The organism is Pseudomonas sp. G2-4, assembly GCF_030064125.1.
Classification (GTDB): Bacteria; Pseudomonadota; Gammaproteobacteria; order Pseudomonadales; family Pseudomonadaceae; genus Aquipseudomonas.
In genome coordinates this window covers 285,973-307,480 of the sequence record NZ_CP125957.1, presented here as the reverse complement: position 1 = coordinate 307,480, position 21,508 = coordinate 285,973, and the positions used below count along the sequence as shown (strand labels likewise).

22 protein-coding genes, 1 tRNA gene and 1 pseudogene are annotated in these 21,508 nt (G+C 60.5%); 16 read left to right on the top strand and 8 right to left on the bottom strand.

The window, feature by feature from the left end; genetic code table 11:
- The first annotated feature begins 182 nt into the window (after nucleotides 1-182).
- Genes QNH97_RS01405 through QNH97_RS01395 form a run of 3 tightly spaced genes read left to right on the top strand, consistent with a single transcriptional unit; the run spans nucleotide 183 to nucleotide 3,608 of the window.
- Nucleotides 183-1,475, top strand: a complete 1,293-nt coding sequence (locus QNH97_RS01405) for a murein hydrolase activator EnvC family protein (protein ID WP_283555264.1) — start codon at nucleotides 183-185, stop codon at nucleotides 1,473-1,475.
- Nucleotides 1,476-1,507: 32 nt separating this feature from the next.
- Nucleotides 1,508-2,824 (top strand): S41 family peptidase, encoded by a 1,317-nt coding sequence (locus QNH97_RS01400; protein ID WP_283555263.1) that lies wholly within the window; start codon nucleotides 1,508-1,510, stop codon nucleotides 2,822-2,824.
- A 1-nt stretch (nucleotide 2,825) separates the two neighbouring features.
- The gene (locus tag QNH97_RS01395; RefSeq protein WP_283555262.1) at nucleotides 2,826-3,608 is read left to right on the top strand and encodes a divergent polysaccharide deacetylase family protein; all 783 of its coding nucleotides are present in this window, start codon (nucleotides 2,826-2,828) and stop codon (nucleotides 3,606-3,608) included.
- A 189-nt stretch (nucleotides 3,609-3,797) separates the two neighbouring features.
- On the opposite strand, the gene QNH97_RS01390 is transcribed toward QNH97_RS01395, so the two are convergent.
- From QNH97_RS01390 to QNH97_RS01360, 7 genes are all read right to left on the bottom strand, one after another.
- Nucleotides 3,798-4,544, bottom strand: coding sequence for a substrate-binding periplasmic protein (locus QNH97_RS01390; protein WP_283555261.1), 747 nt, complete (start codon nucleotides 4,542-4,544; stop codon nucleotides 3,798-3,800).
- Nucleotides 4,545-4,607: 63 nt separating this feature from the next.
- Nucleotides 4,608-5,378: an imidazole glycerol phosphate synthase subunit HisF gene (gene hisF / locus QNH97_RS01385; RefSeq protein WP_123345509.1), complete on the bottom strand. Its 771-nt coding sequence runs from the start codon at nucleotides 5,376-5,378 to the stop codon at nucleotides 4,608-4,610.
- Nucleotides 5,379-5,387: 9 nt separating this feature from the next.
- Nucleotides 5,388-6,125, bottom strand: a complete 738-nt coding sequence (gene hisA / locus QNH97_RS01380) for a 1-(5-phosphoribosyl)-5-[(5-phosphoribosylamino)methylideneamino]imidazole-4-carboxamide isomerase (protein WP_283555260.1) — start codon at nucleotides 6,123-6,125, stop codon at nucleotides 5,388-5,390.
- Nucleotides 6,126-6,167: 42 nt separating this feature from the next.
- Nucleotides 6,168-6,422 (bottom strand): DUF2164 domain-containing protein, encoded by a 255-nt coding sequence (locus tag QNH97_RS01375; RefSeq protein WP_003186749.1) that lies wholly within the window; start codon nucleotides 6,420-6,422, stop codon nucleotides 6,168-6,170.
- The gene (gene hisH, locus QNH97_RS01370) at nucleotides 6,422-7,060 is read right to left on the bottom strand and encodes an imidazole glycerol phosphate synthase subunit HisH (RefSeq protein WP_283555259.1); all 639 of its coding nucleotides are present in this window, start codon (nucleotides 7,058-7,060) and stop codon (nucleotides 6,422-6,424) included. The genes QNH97_RS01375 and hisH overlap by 1 nt, the downstream gene beginning before the upstream one ends.
- Nucleotides 7,060-7,653 carry an imidazoleglycerol-phosphate dehydratase HisB gene (gene hisB, locus QNH97_RS01365; protein WP_003186751.1) on the bottom strand — a complete coding sequence of 198 codons (594 nt, stop codon included), beginning with the start codon at nucleotides 7,651-7,653 and terminating at the stop codon, nucleotides 7,060-7,062. Before hisB ends, hisH begins: the two co-directional genes overlap by 1 nt.
- 288 nt (nucleotides 7,654-7,941) lie before the next feature.
- Nucleotides 7,942-9,603 (bottom strand): OFA family MFS transporter, encoded by a 1,662-nt coding sequence (locus QNH97_RS01360; RefSeq protein ID WP_283555258.1) that lies wholly within the window; start codon nucleotides 9,601-9,603, stop codon nucleotides 7,942-7,944.
- A gap of 262 nt (nucleotides 9,604-9,865) precedes the next feature.
- Between QNH97_RS01360 and QNH97_RS01355 the strand changes: the two genes are divergently transcribed.
- The 11 genes and pseudogenes from QNH97_RS01355 (at nucleotide 9,866) to QNH97_RS01310 (ending at nucleotide 19,067) form a co-directional block, all read left to right on the top strand.
- A complete protein-coding gene (locus tag QNH97_RS01355) occupies nucleotides 9,866-10,273 on the top strand; it encodes an acetyl-CoA sensor PanZ family protein (protein ID WP_283555257.1) in 408 nt (135 codons plus the stop codon).
- Nucleotides 10,274-10,400: 127 nt separating this feature from the next.
- Nucleotides 10,401-12,626 (top strand): AsmA family protein, encoded by a 2,226-nt coding sequence (locus tag QNH97_RS01350; RefSeq protein ID WP_283555256.1) that lies wholly within the window; start codon nucleotides 10,401-10,403, stop codon nucleotides 12,624-12,626.
- Nucleotides 12,623-13,690, top strand: a complete 1,068-nt coding sequence (mutY, locus tag QNH97_RS01345; RefSeq protein WP_283555255.1) for an A/G-specific adenine glycosylase — start codon at nucleotides 12,623-12,625, stop codon at nucleotides 13,688-13,690. The genes QNH97_RS01350 and mutY overlap by 4 nt, the downstream gene beginning before the upstream one ends.
- Nucleotides 13,687-13,959, top strand: coding sequence for an oxidative damage protection protein (locus QNH97_RS01340; RefSeq protein WP_283555254.1), 273 nt, complete (start codon nucleotides 13,687-13,689; stop codon nucleotides 13,957-13,959). The genes mutY and QNH97_RS01340 overlap by 4 nt, the downstream gene beginning before the upstream one ends.
- Before the next feature lie 102 nt (nucleotides 13,960-14,061).
- A tRNA-Phe gene (locus tag QNH97_RS01335) sits at nucleotides 14,062-14,137 on the top strand.
- Nucleotides 14,138-14,328: 191 nt separating this feature from the next.
- On the top strand, nucleotides 14,329-14,658 hold the full coding sequence (locus QNH97_RS01330) for a DHCW motif cupin fold protein (protein WP_123414909.1): 330 nt from the start codon (nucleotides 14,329-14,331) through the stop codon (nucleotides 14,656-14,658).
- A 66-nt stretch (nucleotides 14,659-14,724) separates the two neighbouring features.
- Entirely contained in the window at nucleotides 14,725-15,132 is a 408-nt protein-coding gene (locus QNH97_RS01325) for a hypothetical protein (RefSeq protein ID WP_283555253.1), read from the top strand.
- 220 nt (nucleotides 15,133-15,352) lie between these two features.
- Nucleotides 15,353-15,514: pseudogene (locus tag QNH97_RS29390) on the top strand (PDDEXK nuclease domain-containing protein); the annotation flags it as partial.
- Nucleotides 15,515-15,739: 225 nt separating this feature from the next.
- The gene (locus QNH97_RS01320; RefSeq protein ID WP_283557583.1) at nucleotides 15,740-16,345 is read left to right on the top strand and encodes a biliverdin-producing heme oxygenase; all 606 of its coding nucleotides are present in this window, start codon (nucleotides 15,740-15,742) and stop codon (nucleotides 16,343-16,345) included.
- On the top strand, nucleotides 16,342-18,576 hold the full coding sequence (locus QNH97_RS01315) for an ATP-binding protein (RefSeq protein ID WP_283555252.1): 2,235 nt from the start codon (nucleotides 16,342-16,344) through the stop codon (nucleotides 18,574-18,576). The genes QNH97_RS01320 and QNH97_RS01315 overlap by 4 nt, the downstream gene beginning before the upstream one ends.
- Before the next feature lie 44 nt (nucleotides 18,577-18,620).
- Nucleotides 18,621-19,067: a hypothetical protein gene (locus QNH97_RS01310; protein ID WP_123345529.1), complete on the top strand. Its 447-nt coding sequence runs from the start codon at nucleotides 18,621-18,623 to the stop codon at nucleotides 19,065-19,067.
- 9 nt (nucleotides 19,068-19,076) lie between these two features.
- On the opposite strand, the gene QNH97_RS01305 is transcribed toward QNH97_RS01310, so the two are convergent.
- Nucleotides 19,077-19,526 carry a carboxypeptidase regulatory-like domain-containing protein gene (locus QNH97_RS01305; RefSeq protein WP_283555251.1) on the bottom strand — a complete coding sequence of 150 codons (450 nt, stop codon included), beginning with the start codon at nucleotides 19,524-19,526 and terminating at the stop codon, nucleotides 19,077-19,079.
- Nucleotides 19,527-19,921: 395 nt separating this feature from the next.
- Here QNH97_RS01305 and QNH97_RS01300 point away from each other — a divergent pair, with 395 nt between their 5' ends.
- Together QNH97_RS01300 and QNH97_RS01295 are read left to right on the top strand one after the other, a co-directional pair.
- On the top strand, nucleotides 19,922-20,695 hold the full coding sequence (locus QNH97_RS01300; protein WP_283555250.1) for an ABC transporter ATP-binding protein: 774 nt from the start codon (nucleotides 19,922-19,924) through the stop codon (nucleotides 20,693-20,695).
- Between the two features lie 13 nt (nucleotides 20,696-20,708).
- Complete coding sequence (locus QNH97_RS01295; RefSeq protein ID WP_283555249.1) at nucleotides 20,709-21,461, top strand: ABC transporter substrate-binding protein; 753 nt, start codon at nucleotides 20,709-20,711, stop codon at nucleotides 21,459-21,461.
- Nucleotides 21,462-21,508: the final 47 nt, after the last annotated feature.

The following is a 21,508-nucleotide window of genomic DNA, read 5'->3' as shown; positions in this document are numbered from 1 at the left end:
AAAGCGGTGCATCAGTCAACTTTGAAGTCGGCTGACCCGGCGCATTCGCGAGCAGGCTCGCTCCCACATGGGGGTTTTCAGTGTTTTTCGGGCCAGTTATCACACAGCCCCAAATGGGCGTTTTTTTTGCAGCGTGGGGCGGGCATACTAGGCCGTCCCTTTCCCTGGTGTCGCCCGCCTCTATGCTTCGCGTCCTGATAGCCCTTGCTCTGACCTGCCTGCTCCAACCGGCCTTTGCTGACGAGCGCGCGCAAACCCAACAGCAGTTGGACGCCACGCGTCAGGACATTGCCGAGCTGAAAAAGCTGCTGGGCAAGTTGCAGGAAGAAAAATCCAGCGTGCAGAAAGACCTGCGCGGCACCGAGACCGAGATGGGCAAGCTGGAGAAACAGGTCGATGCCCTGCAAAAAGAGCTGAAGAAAAGCGAATCCGAGCTGCAGCGACTCGATGGAGAGAAAAAAAAACTCCAGAGCGCGCGCACTGAACAGCAAAAACTGATCGCCATCCAGGCCCGGGCCGCTTATCAGAACGGCCGCCAGGAATATCTCAAGCTGCTGCTCAACCAGCAGAACCCCGAAAAATTCGCCCGCACCCTCACCTATTACGATTACCTGAGCCAGGCCCGCCTGGAACAACTCAAGAGCTTCAACGAAACCCTGCGCCAACTGGCCAATGTCGAGAAAGACATCGAACTGCAGCAAGCCCAGTTGCTGGTGCAGAAAAGCAGCCTGGACACCCAGCGCGATGAACTCGAAAAGGTTCGCAAAGAGCGTCAGGTGGCCCTGGCCAAGCTGAACGATGACGTGAAGGCCCGCGACAGCAAGCTCAAGGCCCGCGAGCAGGATCAGGCTGAGCTGGCAACGGTGCTGAAAACCATCGAGGAAACCCTGGCCCGCCAGGCTCGAGAGGCAGAAGAGGCGCGCCAGAAAGCGCTGATCGCCCAGCAGGAAGCCGAAAAAAAGCGTTTGCGTGAAGCCCAGGCCGAAGCTGACTCCAGCGATGCGCCGCGCAAGCCGGTAAAATCCAGCCCTGGCGTACTGGTTTCCAGTGCTGGCGAAACCTTTGGCGGCGCTTTTGCTTCGGCCCGTGGCAAACTTCCATGGCCGGTCAATGGTCGATTACTTGCGCGCTTCGGTGAAACCCGTGGCGACGACACCCGCACCAAGTGGGACGGCGTGATGATCAGCGCCTCTGCCGGCAGTCAGGTGCATGCCGTGCATGGCGGGCGTGTGGTGTTCGCCGACTGGCTGCGCGGCGCCGGCCTGCTAGTGATCCTGGATCACGGCAACGGCTACTTGAGTCTGTACGGTCATAACCAGACGCTGCTCAAGGCCGCGGGCGATGTGGTCAAGGCCGGTGAGTCCATTTCCACGGTCGGTAACAGTGGCGGGCAGGACACGCCAGCACTGTATTTCGCTATTCGTCAGCAGGGTCGCCCCAGTGACCCGGCCCAATGGTGTCGTGCGCAAGGATAAGCGCGCCCATCCAATTAAGGAGTTCGTTCGACATGCTGCATTTGTCCCGCCTCACCTCGCTGGCCCTGACGATCGCCCTTGTGATCGGCGCGCCCCTGGTTTTCGCCGCTGACCCGGCCCCATCGGCGCCAGCCGCCACGGTCGCGACCACCAAAGCCCCGCTGCCGTTGGACGAGCTGCGCACCTTTGCCGAAGTCATGGACCGGATCAAGGCCGCCTACGTGGAACCGGTGGATGACAAGATGCTGCTGGAGAACGCCATCAAGGGCATGCTCAGCAACCTTGATCCGCACTCGGCCTACTTGGGCCCGGACGATTTTGCCGAGCTGCAGGAAAGCACCAGCGGCGAGTTCGGCGGCCTGGGCATCGAGGTCGGCAGCGAAGACGGCTTCGTCAAAGTGGTCTCGCCCATCGACGACACCCCCGCTTCCAAGGCTGGCATCCAGGCCGGCGACTTCATCGTCAAGATCAATGGCCAGCCGACGCGTGGCCAGAGCATGACCGAAGCGGTCGACAAGATGCGCGGCAAGATCGGCCAGAAGATCACCCTGACCCTGGTGCGCGACGGCGGCACGCCGTTCGACGTGACCCTGACCCGTGCGGTCATCCAGGTCAAAAGCGTGAAGAGCCAACTGCTGGAATCGGGCTACGGCTACATCCGCATCACCCAATTCCAGGTCAAGACCGGCGAAGAAGTCGCCAAGGCCCTGGCCAAGATGCGCAAGGACAACGGCAAGAAGCTCAACGGCCTGGTCCTGGACCTGCGTAACAACCCCGGCGGCGTACTGCAATCGGCGGTGGAAGTGGTGGACCACTTCATCACCAAGGGCCTGATCGTCTACACCAAGGGTCGTATCGCCAACTCCGAACTGCGCTTCTCGGCCACCGGCAACGACCTGAGCGAAGCCGTGCCACTGGTGGTGCTGATCAACGGCGGCAGCGCCTCGGCTTCGGAAATCGTCGCCGGCGCCCTGCAGGATCAGAAGCGCGGCGTGGTCATGGGCACCACCAGTTTCGGCAAGGGCTCGGTGCAGACCGTATTGCCACTGAACAACGACCGCGCCCTGAAGATCACCACCGCGCTGTACTACACGCCCAACGGTCGCTCCATCCAGGCCCAGGGCATCGTCCCGGACATCGAGGTGCGCAAGGCCAAGATCACCAACGAACAGGACAGCGAGTACTTCAAGGAAGCCGACCTGCAAGGTCACCTGGGCAATGGCAATGGCGGTGCCGACAAACCGACCGGCTCCGGCGCCAAGGCCAAGCCGATGCCACAGGATGACGATTACCAGTTGGCCCAGGCCCTGAGCCTGCTCAAAGGACTGAACATCACGTCCGGCCGCTGAGATGGGCCGGCGCTTCATCCTCGGCCTGCTGTGCTGTCTGGCGAGCGCTGCCTTTGCTGCGCCCGCCACACCAGCCCCTTCACCGCAAAAGGCTTACCTGAGCCTGATCATCGATGACCTGGGGCAAAACCTGCCCCGGGATCGCCGGGTACTGGCCCTCCCCGGCCCGGTCACCGCCGCGATCATGCCCGACACACCCCACGCCGCCGAATTTGCCCGCGAAGCCCATCGCGCCGGCAAGCTGGTTATGCTGCACATGCCCATGGACCCAGCCACCGGCCCATTCGCCTGGCATCCGGACCTGCCTATCGAAGAACTGGGAAAACGCCTCGACGCCGCCTTCGCCGCTGTGCCCTACACCAGCGGGATCAACAACCACATGGGCAGCCGCATGACCGCCCAACCCGCGGCCATGGCGTGGTTGATGGCGAACTTGCAGCAGCGCCACAAGTTTTTCGTCGACAGCCGCACCAGCGCTCAGACCGTCGCCGCTGCCGAGGCGCAGAAAATCGGCCTGGCCAGTGTGTCGCGGGATGTGTTCCTGGACGACGAACGCACCGAAGCGGCCATCGCCCATCAACTTCAGGTGGCCATTGAACTAGCCCATCGGCAAGGCTCGGCGGTGATGATCGGGCATCCCTACCCGCAGACCCTGGCGGTGCTCGAACGCGAACTGCCGCGCCTCAAGGCCCAGGGCATCGAGTGGATCGATATCAAGTCGATGATCAGCCTGCGCAGCAATCAGGCGATGGTTGGGCATGGGAAAGATGGGGTTTATCGGTAGAACCGCGTCGCTGCCATCGCGAACAAACTCGCTCCCACAGGGGATCTGCTGTGAACACAAATCTTGTGCCCGATGCAGAACCACTGTGGGAGCGAGCTTGCTCGCGATGACGGCGGCACATTCAACATCTCTGCAAGCTGACCCACCGCTTTCGCGAGCAGGCTCGCTCCCACAGGTTTTTTCCAGCGGTCAGAGATACCGCGCCATGATCGCGTCCACCGCGCCTTCCTTGCGCAGCTCATCCAGAGCACCTTGAAGCCGGGCGACCACGTCGTCGGGCACGTCCTTGTTCAACGCCAGGTACAACTCGGCGCTGTTGAAACGCAACACGGTCTTGAGATCGTTCACCCCTTCCTGACGCGCCAGGTAACGCCCGGCCGGGTCGCCGGTGGCCCACAGGTCGATCTGGCCGTTGACCAGCTTTTTGGCGTTATCCTGATCGCGCAATACGACAATCGGGTTCAGCCCCTGCTTGGCCAGCGTCTCGGCAATCGCGTCGCCCTTGTAGGCACCAATCCGGTATTGACGCGCCTGCTCCAGCGAGTCGAGGGTGATCTTGCTGTCAGTCTTGGCGAGCATGATCCAGTCATCCGGGCCGATAGGGCCGACCCATTTGAAGAGTTTTTCACGCTCTGGCAGGCGCGCCATGACGAACACACCGTAACCAGGATTTTCCAGGGCGAGCTTATAGATTCGCTCCCAAGGGAAACGCAGCGTCAGGCTGTAGGAGATGTCGGCACGCTTGAATATCTCGCGGACGATGTCCACGGCGATGCCATTGATGTTTCCGTCCTGGGCGAAGTTCTTGCCATTCTTCGCCATGTTGTACGGCGGGAAATTTTCCGTCAGCAACACCAATGATGTATCGGCGGCGCGGGCGGTGCCTGCGAGCAGTAACGTGGCACCGGCAAAGGCAAGAACGAGGCGTTTGAGCATGTCGGGCTACCGCAATCCATGGTGTGCCCAAGAGTGCCTTGGGCCCGCCATGGTGTCCAGCGATCAGCGAATGCAGATACCGCGATGCGCCATGTAGGCCTTGGCTTCCGGCACGGTGTACTCACCGAAGTGGAAGATGCTCGCCGCCAATACCGCGCTGGCGTGGCCTTCGATAATACCGTCGGCCAGATGCTGCAGGTTGCCGACACCACCGGAAGCGATGACCGGGATGCCCAGGGCATCGCTGATGGCGCGAGTGACGCCCAGGTCGAAACCGTTTTTCATGCCGTCCTGGTCCATGCTGGTCAGCAGGATTTCACCGGCCCCCAGGCCTTCCATTTTTTTCGCCCATTCAACGGCGTCGAGGCCCGTGGGCTTGCGGCCACCGTGGGTGAAGATTTCCCAACGCGGGGTTTCGCCAGGGCCGGAGACCTTCTTGGCATCGATGGCGACGACAATGCATTGCGAGCCGAAGTGCTGGGCCGCTTCGCCGACGAATTCGGGGTTGAACACCGCCGCGGTGTTGATGGACACCTTGTCCGCACCGGCATTGAGCAGGTTGCGGATGTCCTGCACAGTGCGCACGCCACCACCCACGGTCAGCGGGATGAACACCTGGCTGGCCATGCGCTCGACGGTATGCAACGTGGTATCGCGGCCGTCGACGCTGGCCGTGATGTCGAGGAAGGTGATCTCGTCCGCACCCTGTTCGTCGTAGCGGCGGGCGATTTCCACCGGGTCGCCGGCGTCACGGATGTTCTCGAACTTCACGCCCTTGACCACCCGGCCGTTGTCCACGTCCAGGCAAGGGATGATGCGTTTGGCCAGCGCCATGGTGAGTCCTCAGCCTTTGTAGGAATCGCAAAAGGCCTGGGCCTCGGCGACGTCCAGAGTACCTTCGTAGATCGCGCGACCAGTGATCGCCCCGATGATGCCTGGCGCCCTCGCGTCGAGCAGCGCCTTGATGTCGCCCAGGTTGTGGATACCGCCGGAGGCGATGACCGGAATCTTCGTGGCGGCGGCCAGGGCGGCGGTGAACGGGACGTTGCAGCCCTGCATCATGCCGTCTTTGGCGATGTCGGTGTAGACGATGGCAGACACCCCATCGGCTTCGAAACGCTTGGCCAGGTCGATCACCTGCACGGTGCTGACTTCAGCCCAGCCGTCGGTGGCGACGAAACCGTCCTTGGCGTCCAGGCCAACGATGACCTTGCCCGGGAAGGCGCGGCAGGCTTCGGCGACGAACCCAGGGTCCTTGACGGCTTTGGTGCCGATGATCACGTAGCTCACGCCAGCTTTGACGTAGTGTTCGATGGTTTCCAGCGAACGAATGCCGCCGCCGATCTGGATCGGCAGGTGCGGATAGCGCTTGGCGATGGCCGTGACCACTTCACCGTTGACCGGTTGCCCTTCGAAGGCGCCATTGAGGTCAACCAGATGCAGGCGACGGCAGCCGCCTTCCACCCACTTGGCAGCCATGCTCACCGGGTCATCGGAGAACACCGTGGAATCTTCCATCCGGCCTTGACGCAGACGTACGCAAGCGCCGTCCTTGAGATCGATAGCGGGGATAATCAGCATCTGAAAAACCTTCAAAGACGAATATTCAGCTTGGCTCGAAAATCAGTTTTTCTCGAGCGCCCACAAGTCGCTTTCAATGCTTTCGAACCTTTCTTTAAGGTGCGTCTGCACATCGAAAATCGCCCTGTTGTAATAGTGCGGCGCAATTTCACGGGTAAACAGGTCAAGAATTTCCGCCGCTTCGAACGAACCCAGGTCCAGCTCGAAACGCTCCTCCATGAACCGCTGGATCTTGCGGTTCGCTTCACTCTCCTGTTCGGGAGTGAGGGTGAGGATCGGCGGTTTCTTGCGCGCCATTACCAGCGACCGTCCCACGCCGCGAAGTTCTGCAGCAACTGCAGGCCATGGGTGTGGCTCTTCTCGGGGTGGAATTGCACGGCGAATCGCGAACCGTCGGCCAGGGCCGCGGCGAAATCGACGCCATAGTGACCGCTGCCCACCACCTGCCGCGCATTGCCGGCCGCGATGTAGTAGCTGTGCACGAAATAGAAGCGCGCCAGGTCCGGGATGTTGTGCCACAGCGGATGATCCACCGTCTGCCTCACTTCATTCCAGCCCATGTGCGGGACTTTCAGGTGCTCGCCATCTTCATGCAGGCCCTTGCCGAAAAACTTCACCTGGCCTGGGAACATGGAGATGCAATCGACGCCGTCGTTCTCTTCGCTGCGTTCGAGCAAGGCTTGCATGCCCACGCAGATGCCGAGGAAAGGACGGTCCTGGCTGACTTCATGCACCAGCGAATCGAAGCCCAGGCGACGAATCTCGGCCATGCAGTCGCGAATCGCGCCGACGCCGGGGAATACCACCCGGTCAGCTTCGCGAATCACGTCGGCATCGCTGGTAATCAGCACCTTGCCGGCACCCACGTGCTCGAGGGCCTTGGCCACCGAGTGCAGGTTGCCCATGCCGTAGTCGATCACCGCGACCGTCTGCATTACAGGACGCCCTTGGTCGAAGGCATTTGCCCGGCCATGCGGTCATCAAGCTCCACGGCCATGCGCAGCGCGCGGCCGAACGCCTTGAACACGGTTTCGATCTGGTGGTGGGTGTTGTGCCCGCGCAGATTGTCGATGTGCAGGGTCACGTTGGCGTGATTGACGAAGCCCTGGAAGAATTCCTGGAACAGATCAACGTCAAAGCCGCCGACGGTGGCGCGGGTGTACGGCACATGCATCTGCAGGCCCGGACGACCAGAGAAGTCGATGACCACGCGCGACAGCGCCTCATCGAGCGGCACGTAGGCATGGCCGTAGCGACGGATGCCTTTTTTGTCGCCGATGGCTTTGGTGAAGGCCTGCCCCAAGGTGATACCGACATCTTCCACCGTGTGGTGGTCGTCGATATGCAAATCGCCCTTGCTGACGATGTCCAGGTCGATCAGCCCGTGACGGGCGATCTGGTCCAGCATGTGCTCAAGAAAAGGCACGCCGATATCAAACCGGGCCTTTCCGGTGCCATCCAGGTTGATCGAGGCTTTGATCTGGGTTTCCAGAGTGTCGCGCTCGACAGACGCCTTACGTTCGGCCATCACCAGCTCCGCAAAATCATTGGGCGAAAAAGGCAGCCATTATAGGGGCGCGAGCGGCAAACAGAAACACGGGAGGTGATATCCCTGACGGGTTGTTCCCCGCGCTGTCGGCGATAGACATGTCCATACAAGTTTTTTGCCACACCTGAAACAAATGTGGGAGCGAGCTTGCTCGCGATAGCGGTGGGTCAGACAACACTCTGTCGACTGACCTCCCTCATCGCGAGCAAGCTCGCTCCCACAGGGTTTGCCCGAAACCCATCGCTCCGGGCTAGCCTCGTTTATTGCTTACTGGAACAACACCGCCGTCTTCTGCAGGGTGACCCACACGCCCCACGCCAACGGAATGCCCACCACCAGCCAGGCGGCGATCGCCAGCGGCTTGGTGCCCGGCGCGGCTTTCCACTCCAGCGAAGTGGTGCTGTCGGCGCCTTTGTCATGGCCCAGCGCCTGTTCGGCAGCCAGCTCGGCGTCGGTCATGAAGTACTTGTCGGCGACCGGGCGGACCATCAGGTTGCACAGGAAGCCCAGTACCAGCAGGCCAGCAAGGATGTACAAGGTGATGTCGTAGGCCGCGGCACGTTCAACGCCGATGCTCAGCTGATATTCACGCAGGTAGTTCACCAGTACCGGACCCAGTACGCCCGCCGCGGCCCAAGCGGTCAGCAGACGACCGTGGATCGCGCCAACCATTTGCGTACCGAACAGGTCCGCCAGATAGGCCGGCACGGTGGCGAAACCGCCGCCGTACATCGACAGGATGATGCAGAACGCCGCCACGAACAGCGCGACGCTGCCCAGATGGCCCAGGTTCGGGATCAGCGCGTACAGGGCAAAGCCCAAGGCGAAGAACACGAAATAGGTGTTTTTACGGCCCAGGTAATCCGAGCAGGATGCCCAGAAGAACCGACCACCAATGTTGAACAGGCTCAGCAGACCGGTGAAACCGGCCGCGATGGCAGCAATTTGACCCAACTGCATGGCATCCAACTGACCGAAGGCCAGGTCGGTGCCGAGCAATTTGCCGCCGAACACTTCCTGCAACAGTGGCGAAGCCATGCCCAGGATACCGATACCAGCCGATACGTTCAGGCACAGCACCAGCCATACCAGACGGAACTGCGGGGTTTTCCAGGCTACGCTCACGTGAACATGGCGATGAGTAATCATCGCGTTCGCGGCTTTCTTCGGTGCCGGGGTCCAGCCCTCAGGCTTCCAGCCGGTCGGCGGAACACGGTAGGACAGGGCGCCACCGATCATGAATACGAAGTAGATCGCAGCCATGACCAGGAAGCTTTGCCATACACCGACTTCAGTCGGCGAAGAGAAATTGCTCATCAGCGCTGCCGCCAACGGGGCACCTACCATCGCGCCACCACCGAAGCCCATGATCGCCATGCCGGTGGCCATGCCCCGCTTGTCCGGGAACCACTTGATCAGGGTCGACACCGGGGAGATGTAGCCCAGGCCCAGGCCGATACCGCCGATGACGCCAGAACCGACCCACATGAGCCAGATCTGGTGGGTATAGATACCCAGCGCTGAAATCAGCAGGCCACCGCACCAGCACAATGCCGATACAACACCGGCCTTGCGCGGCCCGGCGTGCTCCAGCCAGCCGCCCCAGATGGCTGCCGAGCAACCCAGGAAGATGAAGAACAGAGTGTAGATCCAGCCGAGCATCGAGATCGGCCAGTCACATTGGGACGAAAAGACTTGCGAGATGAAGCTCATGTCCGGTGCGCAGGCCACGGCCTTGGTGACACCCAAGGCTTTGGACAGTGGCAACCAGAATACTGAGAAGCCATAGGCCATGCCGATGCACAGGTGAATGGCCAGCGCGGCCGGTGGAACCAGCCACCGGTTGAAGCCGGGCTTGGCGATAATGCGTTCCTTGGAGAGGAACGCAGGCTGATCGGCGATGCCGTCCGCCGTGATGCTCGTGCTCATTTGTGTATCCCCCAGTTGTTAGAATGGTTCGCCAGCCACGCATCACCCTCAGCCTTCATTGCACGCAGGCTTGGCTGTATTTTGTGGTGAAGCTCCATCTTGGTGCGACATTACGCCGCATAAGGACGGGCGAACAAGCAAAGGTTACCATTTGATCGTGACAGAAGAATCAAAGTGATATCACCTTTTTCGTGTCATTTGTCTTATCGCGCCATTGCTCACTTTCTGTAGGGCATGAACCGATTATTTTTCAGGAATTTGTATGCCCATTGTTGTCGAGCACCTGAACGACGCCACCTGCCAGGACCAGCAGGACCAGCAGGACCTGCACAAGATCTACCGAGATGCCCCGGCCTGGCTGTTCGGGCCCTTTGACGATGCCGCACAACTTGTACAAAGCTGCCTGGAAGACGGCTCATTGATCGCAGCCCGCTTCAATGACCGGCTACTCGGCGCCGCACGCCTGCAACGGCACCAGAACGTCTGGCACTTGTCTCAAATGTGCGTACGAAATATTACCCGCCGGCGTGGCGTGGCTGAACGGCTGGCGAGTGAAGCGCGCAGAACCGCCGAGGAAAACGGTGCAGAGCTACGTCTGTTGGCACCGCCCGGGCATCTGGAAGCCCAGGCGCTGGCGGCCAAACTGAAATTGCCGCTGGATGAATGCTAGTTAAAGCCAAACACAAACCCCTGTGGCCTGCCTGCGAGGGAACGAAGAACGATCACCCAACGCGCCACCAATTCAGGGCGTTATACTCCCAGGCTAAATTTTGAACTCAACCTACAAGGACTCGCCCATGAAAGCGTTCGGCAAAATCCTGGGTCTGGTACTTCTCGGGCTGTTGCTGATCATTGTGGCCCTGGCTTTTGCCCTGACCCACCTCTTCGATCCCAACGACTATAAGGAAGAGATCCGCCAGATAGCCCGCGACAAGGCCCACATTGAGCTGACCCTCAATGGCGACATAGGCTGGAGCCTGTTTCCATGGTTGGGTCTGGAGTTGCATGACGCCAGCGTCGCCACACTGACCAACCCGACACAACCTTTCGCCGACCTGCAGATGCTCGGCCTGTCGGTGCGGGTAATACCCTTACTGCGCCGGGAAGTGCAGATGAGCGACGTTCGGGTCGAAGGCCTGAACCTGCGACTCAATCGTGACAAGAATGGCCACGGCAATTGGGAGGACATCGGCAAGGCGCCCGCCTCCGCAACGACGGCGAATGCTCCGGCCCCGGCCGAACAGCCTGCCCCGCCCGCCAGCGCCCCGGCAGAGAAGCCGGCCCAGCCCACTCGCCTGGACATCGACAGCCTGACCGTGAACAACGCCCGGGTCGAATACACCGACGAGCAGACCGGCAAGCTGTTCACCGCTGAAAGCATCCAATTGAGCACTGGCCCGGTCCACGACTCCACCAACATCCCGGTCACCCTCACCGCCTTCCTGTCCAGCAACCAGCCGGCCGTGCGCGTGCGCACCGAAGTCACTGGCGAGCTACGCTTTGAACGCGCCTTGCAGCGCTACAAGTTCGAAGACCTGAAGCTGTCCGGCGAGGCCACGGGCGACCCCTTGCAGGGCAAGAGCCTGAACTTCGCAGCTCAAGGCCAGTTGTCCCTGGACAAGGCCGCAAACGTCGCCGAATGGACCGGCATCAAGCTGTCCCTCAACCAACTGCGTGCCTTGGGCGAACTGAAGGTCAACGACCTCGACAAAACACCGCAATTGAATGGCGGCCTGTCGATCGCCCAGTTTGACCTGGCAAACTTTGTCGACAGCATCGGCCAGAAACTGCCGGCCATGGCCGAAGGCAGTCTGAGCAAGGTCGAACTGGTCAGCCACATTGCCGGCTCACCGACCAGCGCCGCGTTCAATGACATCAACCTGAAAGTCGACGACAGCAACTTTAGCGGTCGTATCGTCGTGGAAGACTTCGCCAAGCAATCCCTGCGGGTGCAACTCAAGGCCGACACGTTCAACGTTGACCGCTACCTGCCGCCAAAATCCGCTGAAGCCGACAGCAGCAAGGCGGCTCGTGAGGCCGAGGTCAGCAACACCGAAGCCAGCGCCATGGCCGGTGCTGGCAGCACCCCGCTACCGAGCTCCCCGACCCAGGGGGCCTGGAGCAACGACCGGCTGTTTCCGGCGGAGCGCCTGAGCAAACTGGACCTCGATGCCGACTTGACCTTTGGCCAACTGACCCTCGATAAACTGCCTATTCAGAATGCCGCCCTCAAGGCAACCGGCCAGGGCGGCCTGTTGACCCTGGAAAACCTGCGAGGCGATCTCTACAACGGCAATTTCGAAGCCAAAGGCACGCTGGACGTACGCCAGCCCACGCCGCAGTTGAGCCTGCAAACCCGCGTCAACCGGGTGCCGGCCGAAAAAATCATCGAAAGCCAAGGCAAGAATCCGCCGGTCAAAGGCCTGGTGACCCTCAACAGCGCCGTGACCGCCAGCGGCAACAGCCAGAAGGCCCTGATCGATAGCCTCAACGGCAACGCCGGGTTCGTCATCAACGATGGCATGCTGCTCAATGCCAACCTCGAACAGCAACTGTGCAAAGCCATCGCCACCCTGAATCGTGAAACCCTCAGTGGCGAACCGCGGGGCAAGGACACACCGTTCCAACAACTCAACGGCAACCTCACCTTCCATAATGGCGTGGCCAGCAACCCGGACCTGAAAGTCCGCATCCCCGGCATGACCGTCAACGGCAATGGCGATATCGACCTGCGGGTGCTGGGCATGGACTACCGCGTCGGCATCATCGTCGAAGGCGACAAGAGCGACATGCCCGACCCGGCCTGCCAGGTCAACGAACGCTACGTCGACGTCGAATGGCCGTTGCGCTGCCGCGGGCCGCTGGAGCTGGGTGCCAAGGCCTGCCGACTGGACAACGAGGGGCTGGGCAAGGTGGCGGCGAAGCTGGCCGGCGACCGCCTCGGTGACAAGATCGACGAGAAGCTGGGCGACAAGGTCAGTCCCGAACTGAAAAACGCGCTCAAGGGACTGTTCAAGCGATGACAGCCGAGCAGTTTTCCACCGCCGTACTGGATTGGTTCGACCGCCACGGGCGCCACGATTTGCCCTGGCAACAGGACATCACCCCATATCGGGTGTGGGTCTCGGAAATCATGTTGCAGCAGACCCAGGTCAGCACCGTGCTCAATTACTTCGACCGGTTCATGGCCTCGCTGCCTACGGTGGAAGCCTTGGCCGCGGCGCCAGAGGACGAAGTGCTGCACCTGTGGACCGGATTGGGCTACTACACCCGCGCTCGCAACCTGCAGAAGACCGCGAAAATTGTCGTCGACCAGTACGACGGTGAGTTCCCCCGCGACGTGGAAAAGCTCACCGAACTGCCGGGAATCGGCCTGTCCACCGCTGGCGCCATCGCCAGCATCAGCATGGGCCTGCGGGCGCCGATCCTCGATGGCAACGTCAAGCGCGTGCTGGCGCGCTTCACCGCCCAGGAGGGCTATCCGGGCGAACCCAAGGTGGCGAAACAGCTATGGGCCACCGCCGAGCGCTTCACGCCCCAGGACCGGGTCAACGCCTACACCCAGGCGATGATGGACCTGGGCGCCACGCTCTGCACCCGCAGCAAGCCCAGCTGCCTGCTTTGCCCACTGAAAAAAGGCTGCGAAGCCCACATGCTGGGCCTGGAGACGCGCTATCCGATCCCCAAGCCACGCAAGGAAGTGCCGAAAAAACGCACCCTGATGCCGATGCTGGCCAACCACGAAGGCGCGATTCTGCTTTACCGTCGCCCATCCGTCGGCCTGTGGGGCGGCCTGTGGAGCCTGCCGGAACTCGACGACCTCGACGACTTGCAGCACTTGGCGTTGCAACACTCGCTGGAATTGGGCAAGCAACAGGAAATGCCAAGCCTGGTGCACACCTTCAGCCACTTCCAGTTGGCGATCGAACCCTGGCTGGTCCGGGTCCGGGAAACCGGCCATCACGTGGCCGAGGCCGACTGGCTCTGGTATAACCTCGCCACCCCGCCGCGCCTGGGCCTTGCCGCCCCGGTCAAAACCTTGCTCGAACGCGCGGCCGCCGTATTGAACGCAGGAGAGTCGTCATGACCCGCATCATCATGTGCCGCAAGTACAAAGAAGAACTCGAAGGCCTGGAGCGCGCGCCATTTCCGGGCGCCAAAGGCCAGGATATCTACGACAACGTCTCGGCCAAGGCCTGGGGCGACTGGCAAAAACACCAGACCCTGCTGATCAACGAAAAACGCCTGAACATGATGAACGCCGAAGACCGCAAATACCTTCAAGGCGAGATGGACAAGTTCTTTTCCGGCGAAGAATACGCCAAGGCCGAAGGCTACGTGCCGCCGTCCGAATAAGCCGCTCAGAACCGGGGCGGATCGTAAGCGACGGTAATAATTAAATATTTTTTGAAAACGTGCTTGACGACCCCCTGAAAAACCCGTTTAATGCGCCCCGTTGCCCAGATAGCTCAGTCGGTAGAGCAGGGGATTGAAAATCCCCGTGTCGGCGGTTCGATTCCGTCTCTGGGCACCAAAATACCGAAAACCCCGATCAAGAAATTGATCGGGGTTTTTTTATTGGCTGGGTTTTTTGCACCCTGTCCGTAGAGATGCCTTCGCAAGCAGAACGCCAATAGCGAGGGCTGGATAGCTCATCAAGTCGTGCTCTTCCCTCCGCCCCACCGACTCGGCTACATTCGTCCATCCCCCGACAGACGAGTCGACATGGACATCACCGGCATCCCCTTTGGCACCACCGATTGGTCAACCATCGAACCTACCGAACACAAAGGCGTCACCGGAACCGCCTATTGGCGCACCCGGCAGTTCGGGAACATCCGGGTCCGGATGGTGGAATACACGGCGGGGTATCTTGCCGATCACTGGTGCACCAAGGGGCACATTCTGTTTTGCCTGAAGGGTGAGTTGAACACTGAGCTGGAGGACGGGCGGCAGTTCGTGCTCAAGCCTGGCATGAGTTATCAAGTGGCCGACCAGGCCGAGCCTCATCGTTCTTCAACGTCGCTGGGTGCGACCTTGTTCGTGGTCGATTGAGATTCGAAGCGCTCGCCATGAAGCTGTAGGATAGGCGGCCTTACTTTTCATGTCAGGAATCTGACCATGTCATCGGCAGACAAGCAGCAGAAACGCAACCAGCGCGCCAAGGCGAAGGCCAAGAAAAACCGGATTCAACGCGCCGCTGCGCCGAACGAGTTCCTCGATCCGAACGAGGAGCGCATCGACTTGGAGACGGTGGATCTATCGGAGTTGTTCCAGGTCATGCACGCCGCTGAAAAGGTCAGCCAGCAGGCCATGTGCGCGGTCTTCCTGGGACATCCACTGCTGGCGCTCGTGCTGGAACAGGAAGGTGAGGAAGAAGCCACTGACTTCATCATTACCGCCCTGATCGAATATCGGCGCATGACCACCGGCGTCGATGAGCAGACCGCACTGGACTGGGTCGAGAGCAAGCAATTCCAGGCTGATTATGTGGCCGCATCCCAGGCGCTGGCGCAAGACTCTGCCTGAGCACCGCCCCGCCAGACGCTTTGTGGCGAGGGCGCTTGCGGTGGATGACACTCTGCTGGGATAGCTCCTACAGACCAGGGTTAATCGACATATAGCGGCGTCATCTCCCTACTGCGTGAATCACCTTTATTTCCTCCAGGGCAATCAGCCCCGTCCTGCATCAGCAACACTTCCTCCGGAGCATGCTTTGGGTCCGCCCCCTCAATGGCTGGACCCATCGATGACTTCAATTTCACCTCAAGACGACCCGCAGCTCGCGCCACTGATCAGTGAACTCGGCCAACTGATCCAGCAGGCACGCCAGAAGGTCTTGCGCGCCGTTGATACGCTCCAGGTACAAACGTGCTGGCAGATCGGGCGACACATCATTGAATTCGAACAAGGCGGATCCGAACGCCTACTGGCCAGCCGCGACCGGCCGGCGGTGGAGCAGGAGGCCCTCGTCAACCTCAAGGAACTGAACCTCGGTCCAAGGGATATCGTCAGGGACCCGGTGGTTCTGGAATTCCTCGGGCCGCCAATGCCGACGATGACTGCACACACAAAAACCCATGTAAGATTCATGCGTTTTTTTCCGCAACGCTCCAATCAAAGAGCTCTATCTCGCATGTCATCGGCCGCTCCCCACCCCTCTCTGATCCAGGCATTGCGGACCGAAACCGCTGAACGGCACATCGCCCTGGAAAAGCGCCTGCCGTTTTTCTCCGAACAACTGGACCTCGATCTGTATCGGCGCCTGATGGCGGCCTACTACGGTTTTTATCAACCGTTGGAACAACGTCTTCATGTACTTGCACTGACGCCGACCGGGCTGGACCAATCCCTCCGGATCAAACTTCCGGTCCTGCGGGCAGATCTCACGGCACTGGGCTTGGAAGAGGCCGCTATCGAAGCGCTGCCCACCTGCCAGGCGTTGCCGTTGATCGACTCCCGTGCCGCGGCACTCGGCGTGTCCTATGTGCTGGAAGGCGCGACGCTCGGTGGGCAGATCCTGCGGCGTAGGGTGGCCGAGCAGTTGGGTCTTGACGCCTCCAGCGGCGCAGCCTTCCTCAATGTGTATGGCGAGCTGACTGGCCGACGCTGGAAGGATTTTCTCCAATACCTGGGCGACAGGAACCTTGGCGACGCCCAGGTGTTCGAAGTCACACGCGCCGCCAAAGCGACGTTCACTTATTTCGAACGCTGGCTGGACAGCCAAAAGGTACTGTTATGAACCCGGAAAACCAGGAAGCCTTCGAAGAACTGCTGGTCAACTGCGCAGACGAACCGATCCGCTTCCCCGGGGCCATCCAGCCTCACGGCGTGTTGTTGATGTTGTCCGAGCCCGACTTCGTGATCCGTCAGGTCAGCGCCAACGTGTTGCAGTTGATGGGGCACGATCCCGACAGGCTTCTGGGCCAGACGCTCGACGCACTGTTCGGCCCGGAGCAGGCCGAAGCCATCCTCGTCGCCTGTCGCGCCGACGTGGAAAGCGACAACGTGCCCGTGGCTATCGTCATAAACCAGCAGCGTTTTGACGCATTGGTTCATCGTCACCAGGGCGCCCTGATCGTCGAACTGGAGCAACACCTGAGCGACTATCGCCCCGAAGGCGCCAGCGGCGAGGCCAATATGGGCCGCATGCTGCAGCGTCTGCAAAGTGCAAAAACGCTCCAGGCCCTGTACGAAATCAGCGTTCGGGAAATCCAGGCCATGACCGGCTACGATCGCGTGCTGATCTATCGTTTCGAAGAGGAAGGCCACGGGCAGGTGATCGCCGAAGCCAGCGCGCCGTCGATGGAGCTCTACAAAGGCCTGTTTTTCCCGGCATCGGATATTCCCGAACAGGCCCGCGAGCTGTACCGCACCAACTGGCTGCGCATCATCCCCAATGCCGACTATGCCCCAATACCGCTGGTACCGGAGTTGCGGCCTGACACCCAGGCGTCGCTGGACCTGAGTTTTTCCACCCTGCGCAGCGTCTCGCCGATCCACCGCCAATACATGAAGAACATGGGCGTGCTGTCGTCCATGAGCATCTCGCTGATGGAAGGCGAGCGGTTGTGGGGGTTGATCAGCTGTGGCAACCGCCAGCCGCTGCTTGTCCCCCATGAAATGCGCATGGCCTGCCAAACCATCGGCCAAGTGCTGTCGCTGCAGATCAGCGCCATGGAAGCGCTGGAGCTGACTCGCCAACGGGACGCCAAGCTTGATGACCTCAAGGTCCTCGCCACCGTCATGGCGGAGTCCAGCGACAATGTCTTCGACGGTTTATCCCATGACCCACAACGGCTGATGGACCTGACCGGAGCCACTGGCGTCGCGATCTTCGAAAACAACAAACTGCACCGCCATGGCCAATGCCCGGAACCGGAGCAGATCCGTGAGCTGCACAAATGGGTCCTGGCGACCGGTCAACCGGTGTTCTCCCATCACAGCCTAAGCAGCGTTTTCCCTGCGGCCCAGGCTTATCAGGACGTGGCGAGCGGCGTGCTGGCGATCCACCTGCCAAAACCTGTGGAAAATGGCGTGCTGTGGTTTCGCCCCGAGGTCAAGCAAACCATCCAATGGAGCGGCGATCCGCAAAAGCCCCTGGACCTGGAAAACAGCGAGACCGGCCTGCGCCTGCGCCCCCGGACGTCCTTCGAAATCTGGAAAGTCGAGATGGCCGGCATCAGCACGAAATGGACCCATGGCGACCTGTTCGCCGCCAACGACCTGCGGCGTTCGGCCCTGGAAAACGACTTGGCCCGACAGGTCAACAAGGAACGCCAGGCCGTACAGTCCCGCGATGAGTTGGTGGCAGTTGTCTCCCATGACCTTCGCAACCCGATGACGATCATTTCCATGCTCTGCGGCATGATGCAAAAGGCCTTCAGCTCCGACGGATCCCACAGCTCAAAACGCATTGCCTCAGCCATCGATACCATGCAACAGGCCGCCAGCCGCATGAACGCGTTGCTGGAAGACCTGCTCGACACCTCTCGTATCGACGCTGGGCGCTACACCATTAACCCCCAGCCGATGGACGTCAGCCAAATATTCGAAGACGCATGCTCGCTGCTGACGCCGCTGGCCACCGCCAAGGCCATCGACATATCCTTCCACGCCGAACCCAACCTGAGGATCAACGCCGATCCCGAGCGATTGTTCCAGGTGTTGTCCAACTTGATTGGCAATGCCATCAAGTTCACGCCTCAGGACGGCGCAGTGGGCATCAGTGCGATGTCGGTGGGTGATGAAATCGTGTTCAGCGTTCGCGACACCGGTGAAGGCATTACGGCGGAGCAGTTGCCTCACGTTTTTGACCGTTACTGGACGGTCAAGGAAGGAAACCCGAATGGTACCGGTCTGGGATTGTATATTTCCAAGGGGATTGTCCAGGCCCATGGCGGTAAACTGTACGCCGAAAGCCAGCCAGGCCAGGGCAGCGAATTCTGCTTTACCGTGCCGAAAATCGACTGAACCGGGCACGCTCCTCCCCTAACGAAATTGGAAACCGAAGCCCAATGGCCTCACCGAACAAGCAGCAAAAACGTGCAAAGCGCGCCAAAGACAAAGCCAAGCAGATCCGCATGAGTGGGCGTAAATCCATCCCGATGTATGGCGACCCGGCCCATGCCACCGCGCAACCACCGGTCTACGTGTTGGAGTTGTTTGCCAAACTGCGCGAAGCGGAGGCCATCAGCCGCAGCGAAATGCTCGACACGCTGCTCGCGTCCCTGAGTGTGATGATCAGCGAACGCCCAGGCCTGCTGGACCTGAAAAACGCTGAAAACGAAAGCATGGCCGCCACCAATCTGGCGGCCGACATGTTGGTGGACTACCGCATGTGGGTCGACGAAATGGACCGCGAAACGGCGCAGCGCTGGCTCAGCACCCCGGAGTTCATCAAGGACTTCAGCGAAGCGCTGGACCGTTATCGCCAGTCGATGGAAGAGCCGGCCAGCGAATAAGCCGCTCAGCTATTCGTCACTGTTCCAATGGAACACCAACTTGCGTGCGGCGCCGCTGCCGATTTCGGCGGTGTCGCGCCGCGCCTCACCGTTGCGTGTCGCCACCACCGTGTACTTGCCCGGCGGCAACTGTACGTAAACCAGCGGGCCCGCCTCGTTCAGCGTCAGCAGCGTTTGCCCTGAAGCATTCTGAACGGCGACGCTCACATCCGGGATGTATTTGTTTTCCGGCCCGACGGCGAACGTCATGTGCAGGTTGTAACCCTGGGCCTGCCCAATAGCGCTGGCTTCATCCTCGCCAATCCCTCCGGACAGGTACGTGATGCCGTTCTGCTGTTGCGGCTGGACCTGCACGCCGGCACTGTCTACTGGGGCCAGGTTCGTGGCGCTGAGCATGACGGGAAACAACAGTGCGCCAAGCACGAGGAAGGGCAGCAAAAAGTAATGGCTATGCTTCATGGCGAGGACTCCAGGTACTGGAAACAGCTCATGAGTTCTCTTTTGATTTTGATTACACGCCAAGGTTTAGATCTATTGGCTATGAACGGAAACCGAGAAACCCCTCAAAGCACAGCGACACGCTCATCCGATTAACCCTTCCAACCCCCGCCCAAAGCTGGCACCATCGCGCCTTTTTTTACGCGACTCCCCGGGCTTTTCACCGGTAGCAAGGGTCCAGGCGGCCGTTCGGTTGTTGATGACGCGACAGTCTGCTGCGCCGATGCGACAACCTGCCGCACATCCCCGGTTTACCACCCGCAGCACTGTTGGCGGCCATTCGGACGCATGCTAGCTTGGCCGCCTCGCCAGGAAGGCCACCAACAGCAAGGGAGCACACACCATGAGGACCGCACATGGCCCAGGCCACGCCCGCGCTTGAAATCCGCAACCTGCACAAACGCTACGGCCAGCTGGAGGTGCTCAAAGGCGTCTCGCTGACCGCCCGCGACGGCGATGTGATCTCGATCCTGGGCTCCTCCGGTTCCGGCAAATCCACGTTCCTGCGCTGCATCAACCTGCTGGAAAACCCCAACCAGGGGCAGATTCTGGTGGCCGGCGAGGAGCTCAAGCTCAAGGCAGCGAAAAACGGTGAACTGGTGGCCGCCGACGGCAAACAGATCAACCGCATGCGCAGCGAGATCGGTTTTGTGTTTCAAAACTTTAATCTCTGGCCCCACATGAGCGTGCTCGACAACATCATCGAAGCCCCGCGCCGGGTGCTCGGCCAAAGCAAGGCCGAAGCTGTCGAAGTCGCCGAAGCCTTGCTGGCCAAGGTCGGCATCGCCGACAAACGCCACGCCTACCCTGGCGAGCTGTCCGGCGGCCAGCAGCAACGCGCCGCCATCGCCCGCACGCTGGCGATGCAGCCCAAAGTGATCCTGTTCGACGAACCCACCTCCGCCCTTGACCCGGAAATGGTTCAGGAAGTACTTAGTGTGATCCGCGCCCTGGCCGAAGAGGGTCGCACCATGCTGTTGGTGACCCACGAAATGGGCTTCGCCCGTCAGGTTTCCAGCGAAGTGGTGTTCCTCCATCAGGGCCTGGTCGAGGAGCAAGGATCGCCGCAGCAGGTCTTCGAGAACCCGCTTTCGGCACGCTGCAAACAATTCATGTCTAGCAACCGCTAACGGAGCAGTACACATGCAGACCTACAAGAAATTCCTCCTGGCCGCAGCCGCCAGCCTGGTCTTCTCAGCCAGTGCCATGGCAGCCGACAAACTGAAGATGGGCATCGAAGCAGCCTACCCGCCGTTCAACAACAAGGACGCCAGCGGCCAGGTCGTGGGTTTCGATAAAGACATCGGCGACGCCCTGTGCGCCAAGATGCAAGTCGAGTGCGAAGTGGTCACTTCCGATTGGGACGGCATCATCCCGGCCCTGAACGCCAAGAAATTCGATTTCCTGATCTCTTCGCTGTCGATCACCGACGAGCGCAAGCAGGCCGTGGACTTCACCGACCCGTACTACTCCAACAAGCTGCAATTCATTGCACCCAAGAACGTCGACTTCAAAACCGATAAAGACTCGCTCCAAGGCAAGGTCATCGGCGCCCAACGCTCTACCCTGGCCGGCACTTATCTTGAAGACAACTATGAGGACGCCATCACCCTCAAGCTCTACGACACTCAGGAAAACGCCTACCTGGACCTGACCTCCGGCCGCGTCGACGCGATTCTGGCGGACAAATACGTGAACTACGACTGGCTGAAAACCGAGGCCGGCCGCGCTTATGAATTCAAGGGCGACCCGCTGGTGGAAAGCGACAAGATCGGCATCGCCGTACGCAAGGGTGACCCGCTGCGCGACAAGCTGAACGCCGCACTGAAAGAAATCGTCGCCGATGGCACCTATAAAAAAATCAACGACAAGTACTTCCCGTTCAACATCTATTGATGCTGACGTGCCTGGCCGACGCTGCTCCCCGGCAGCGCCGGCCCTTT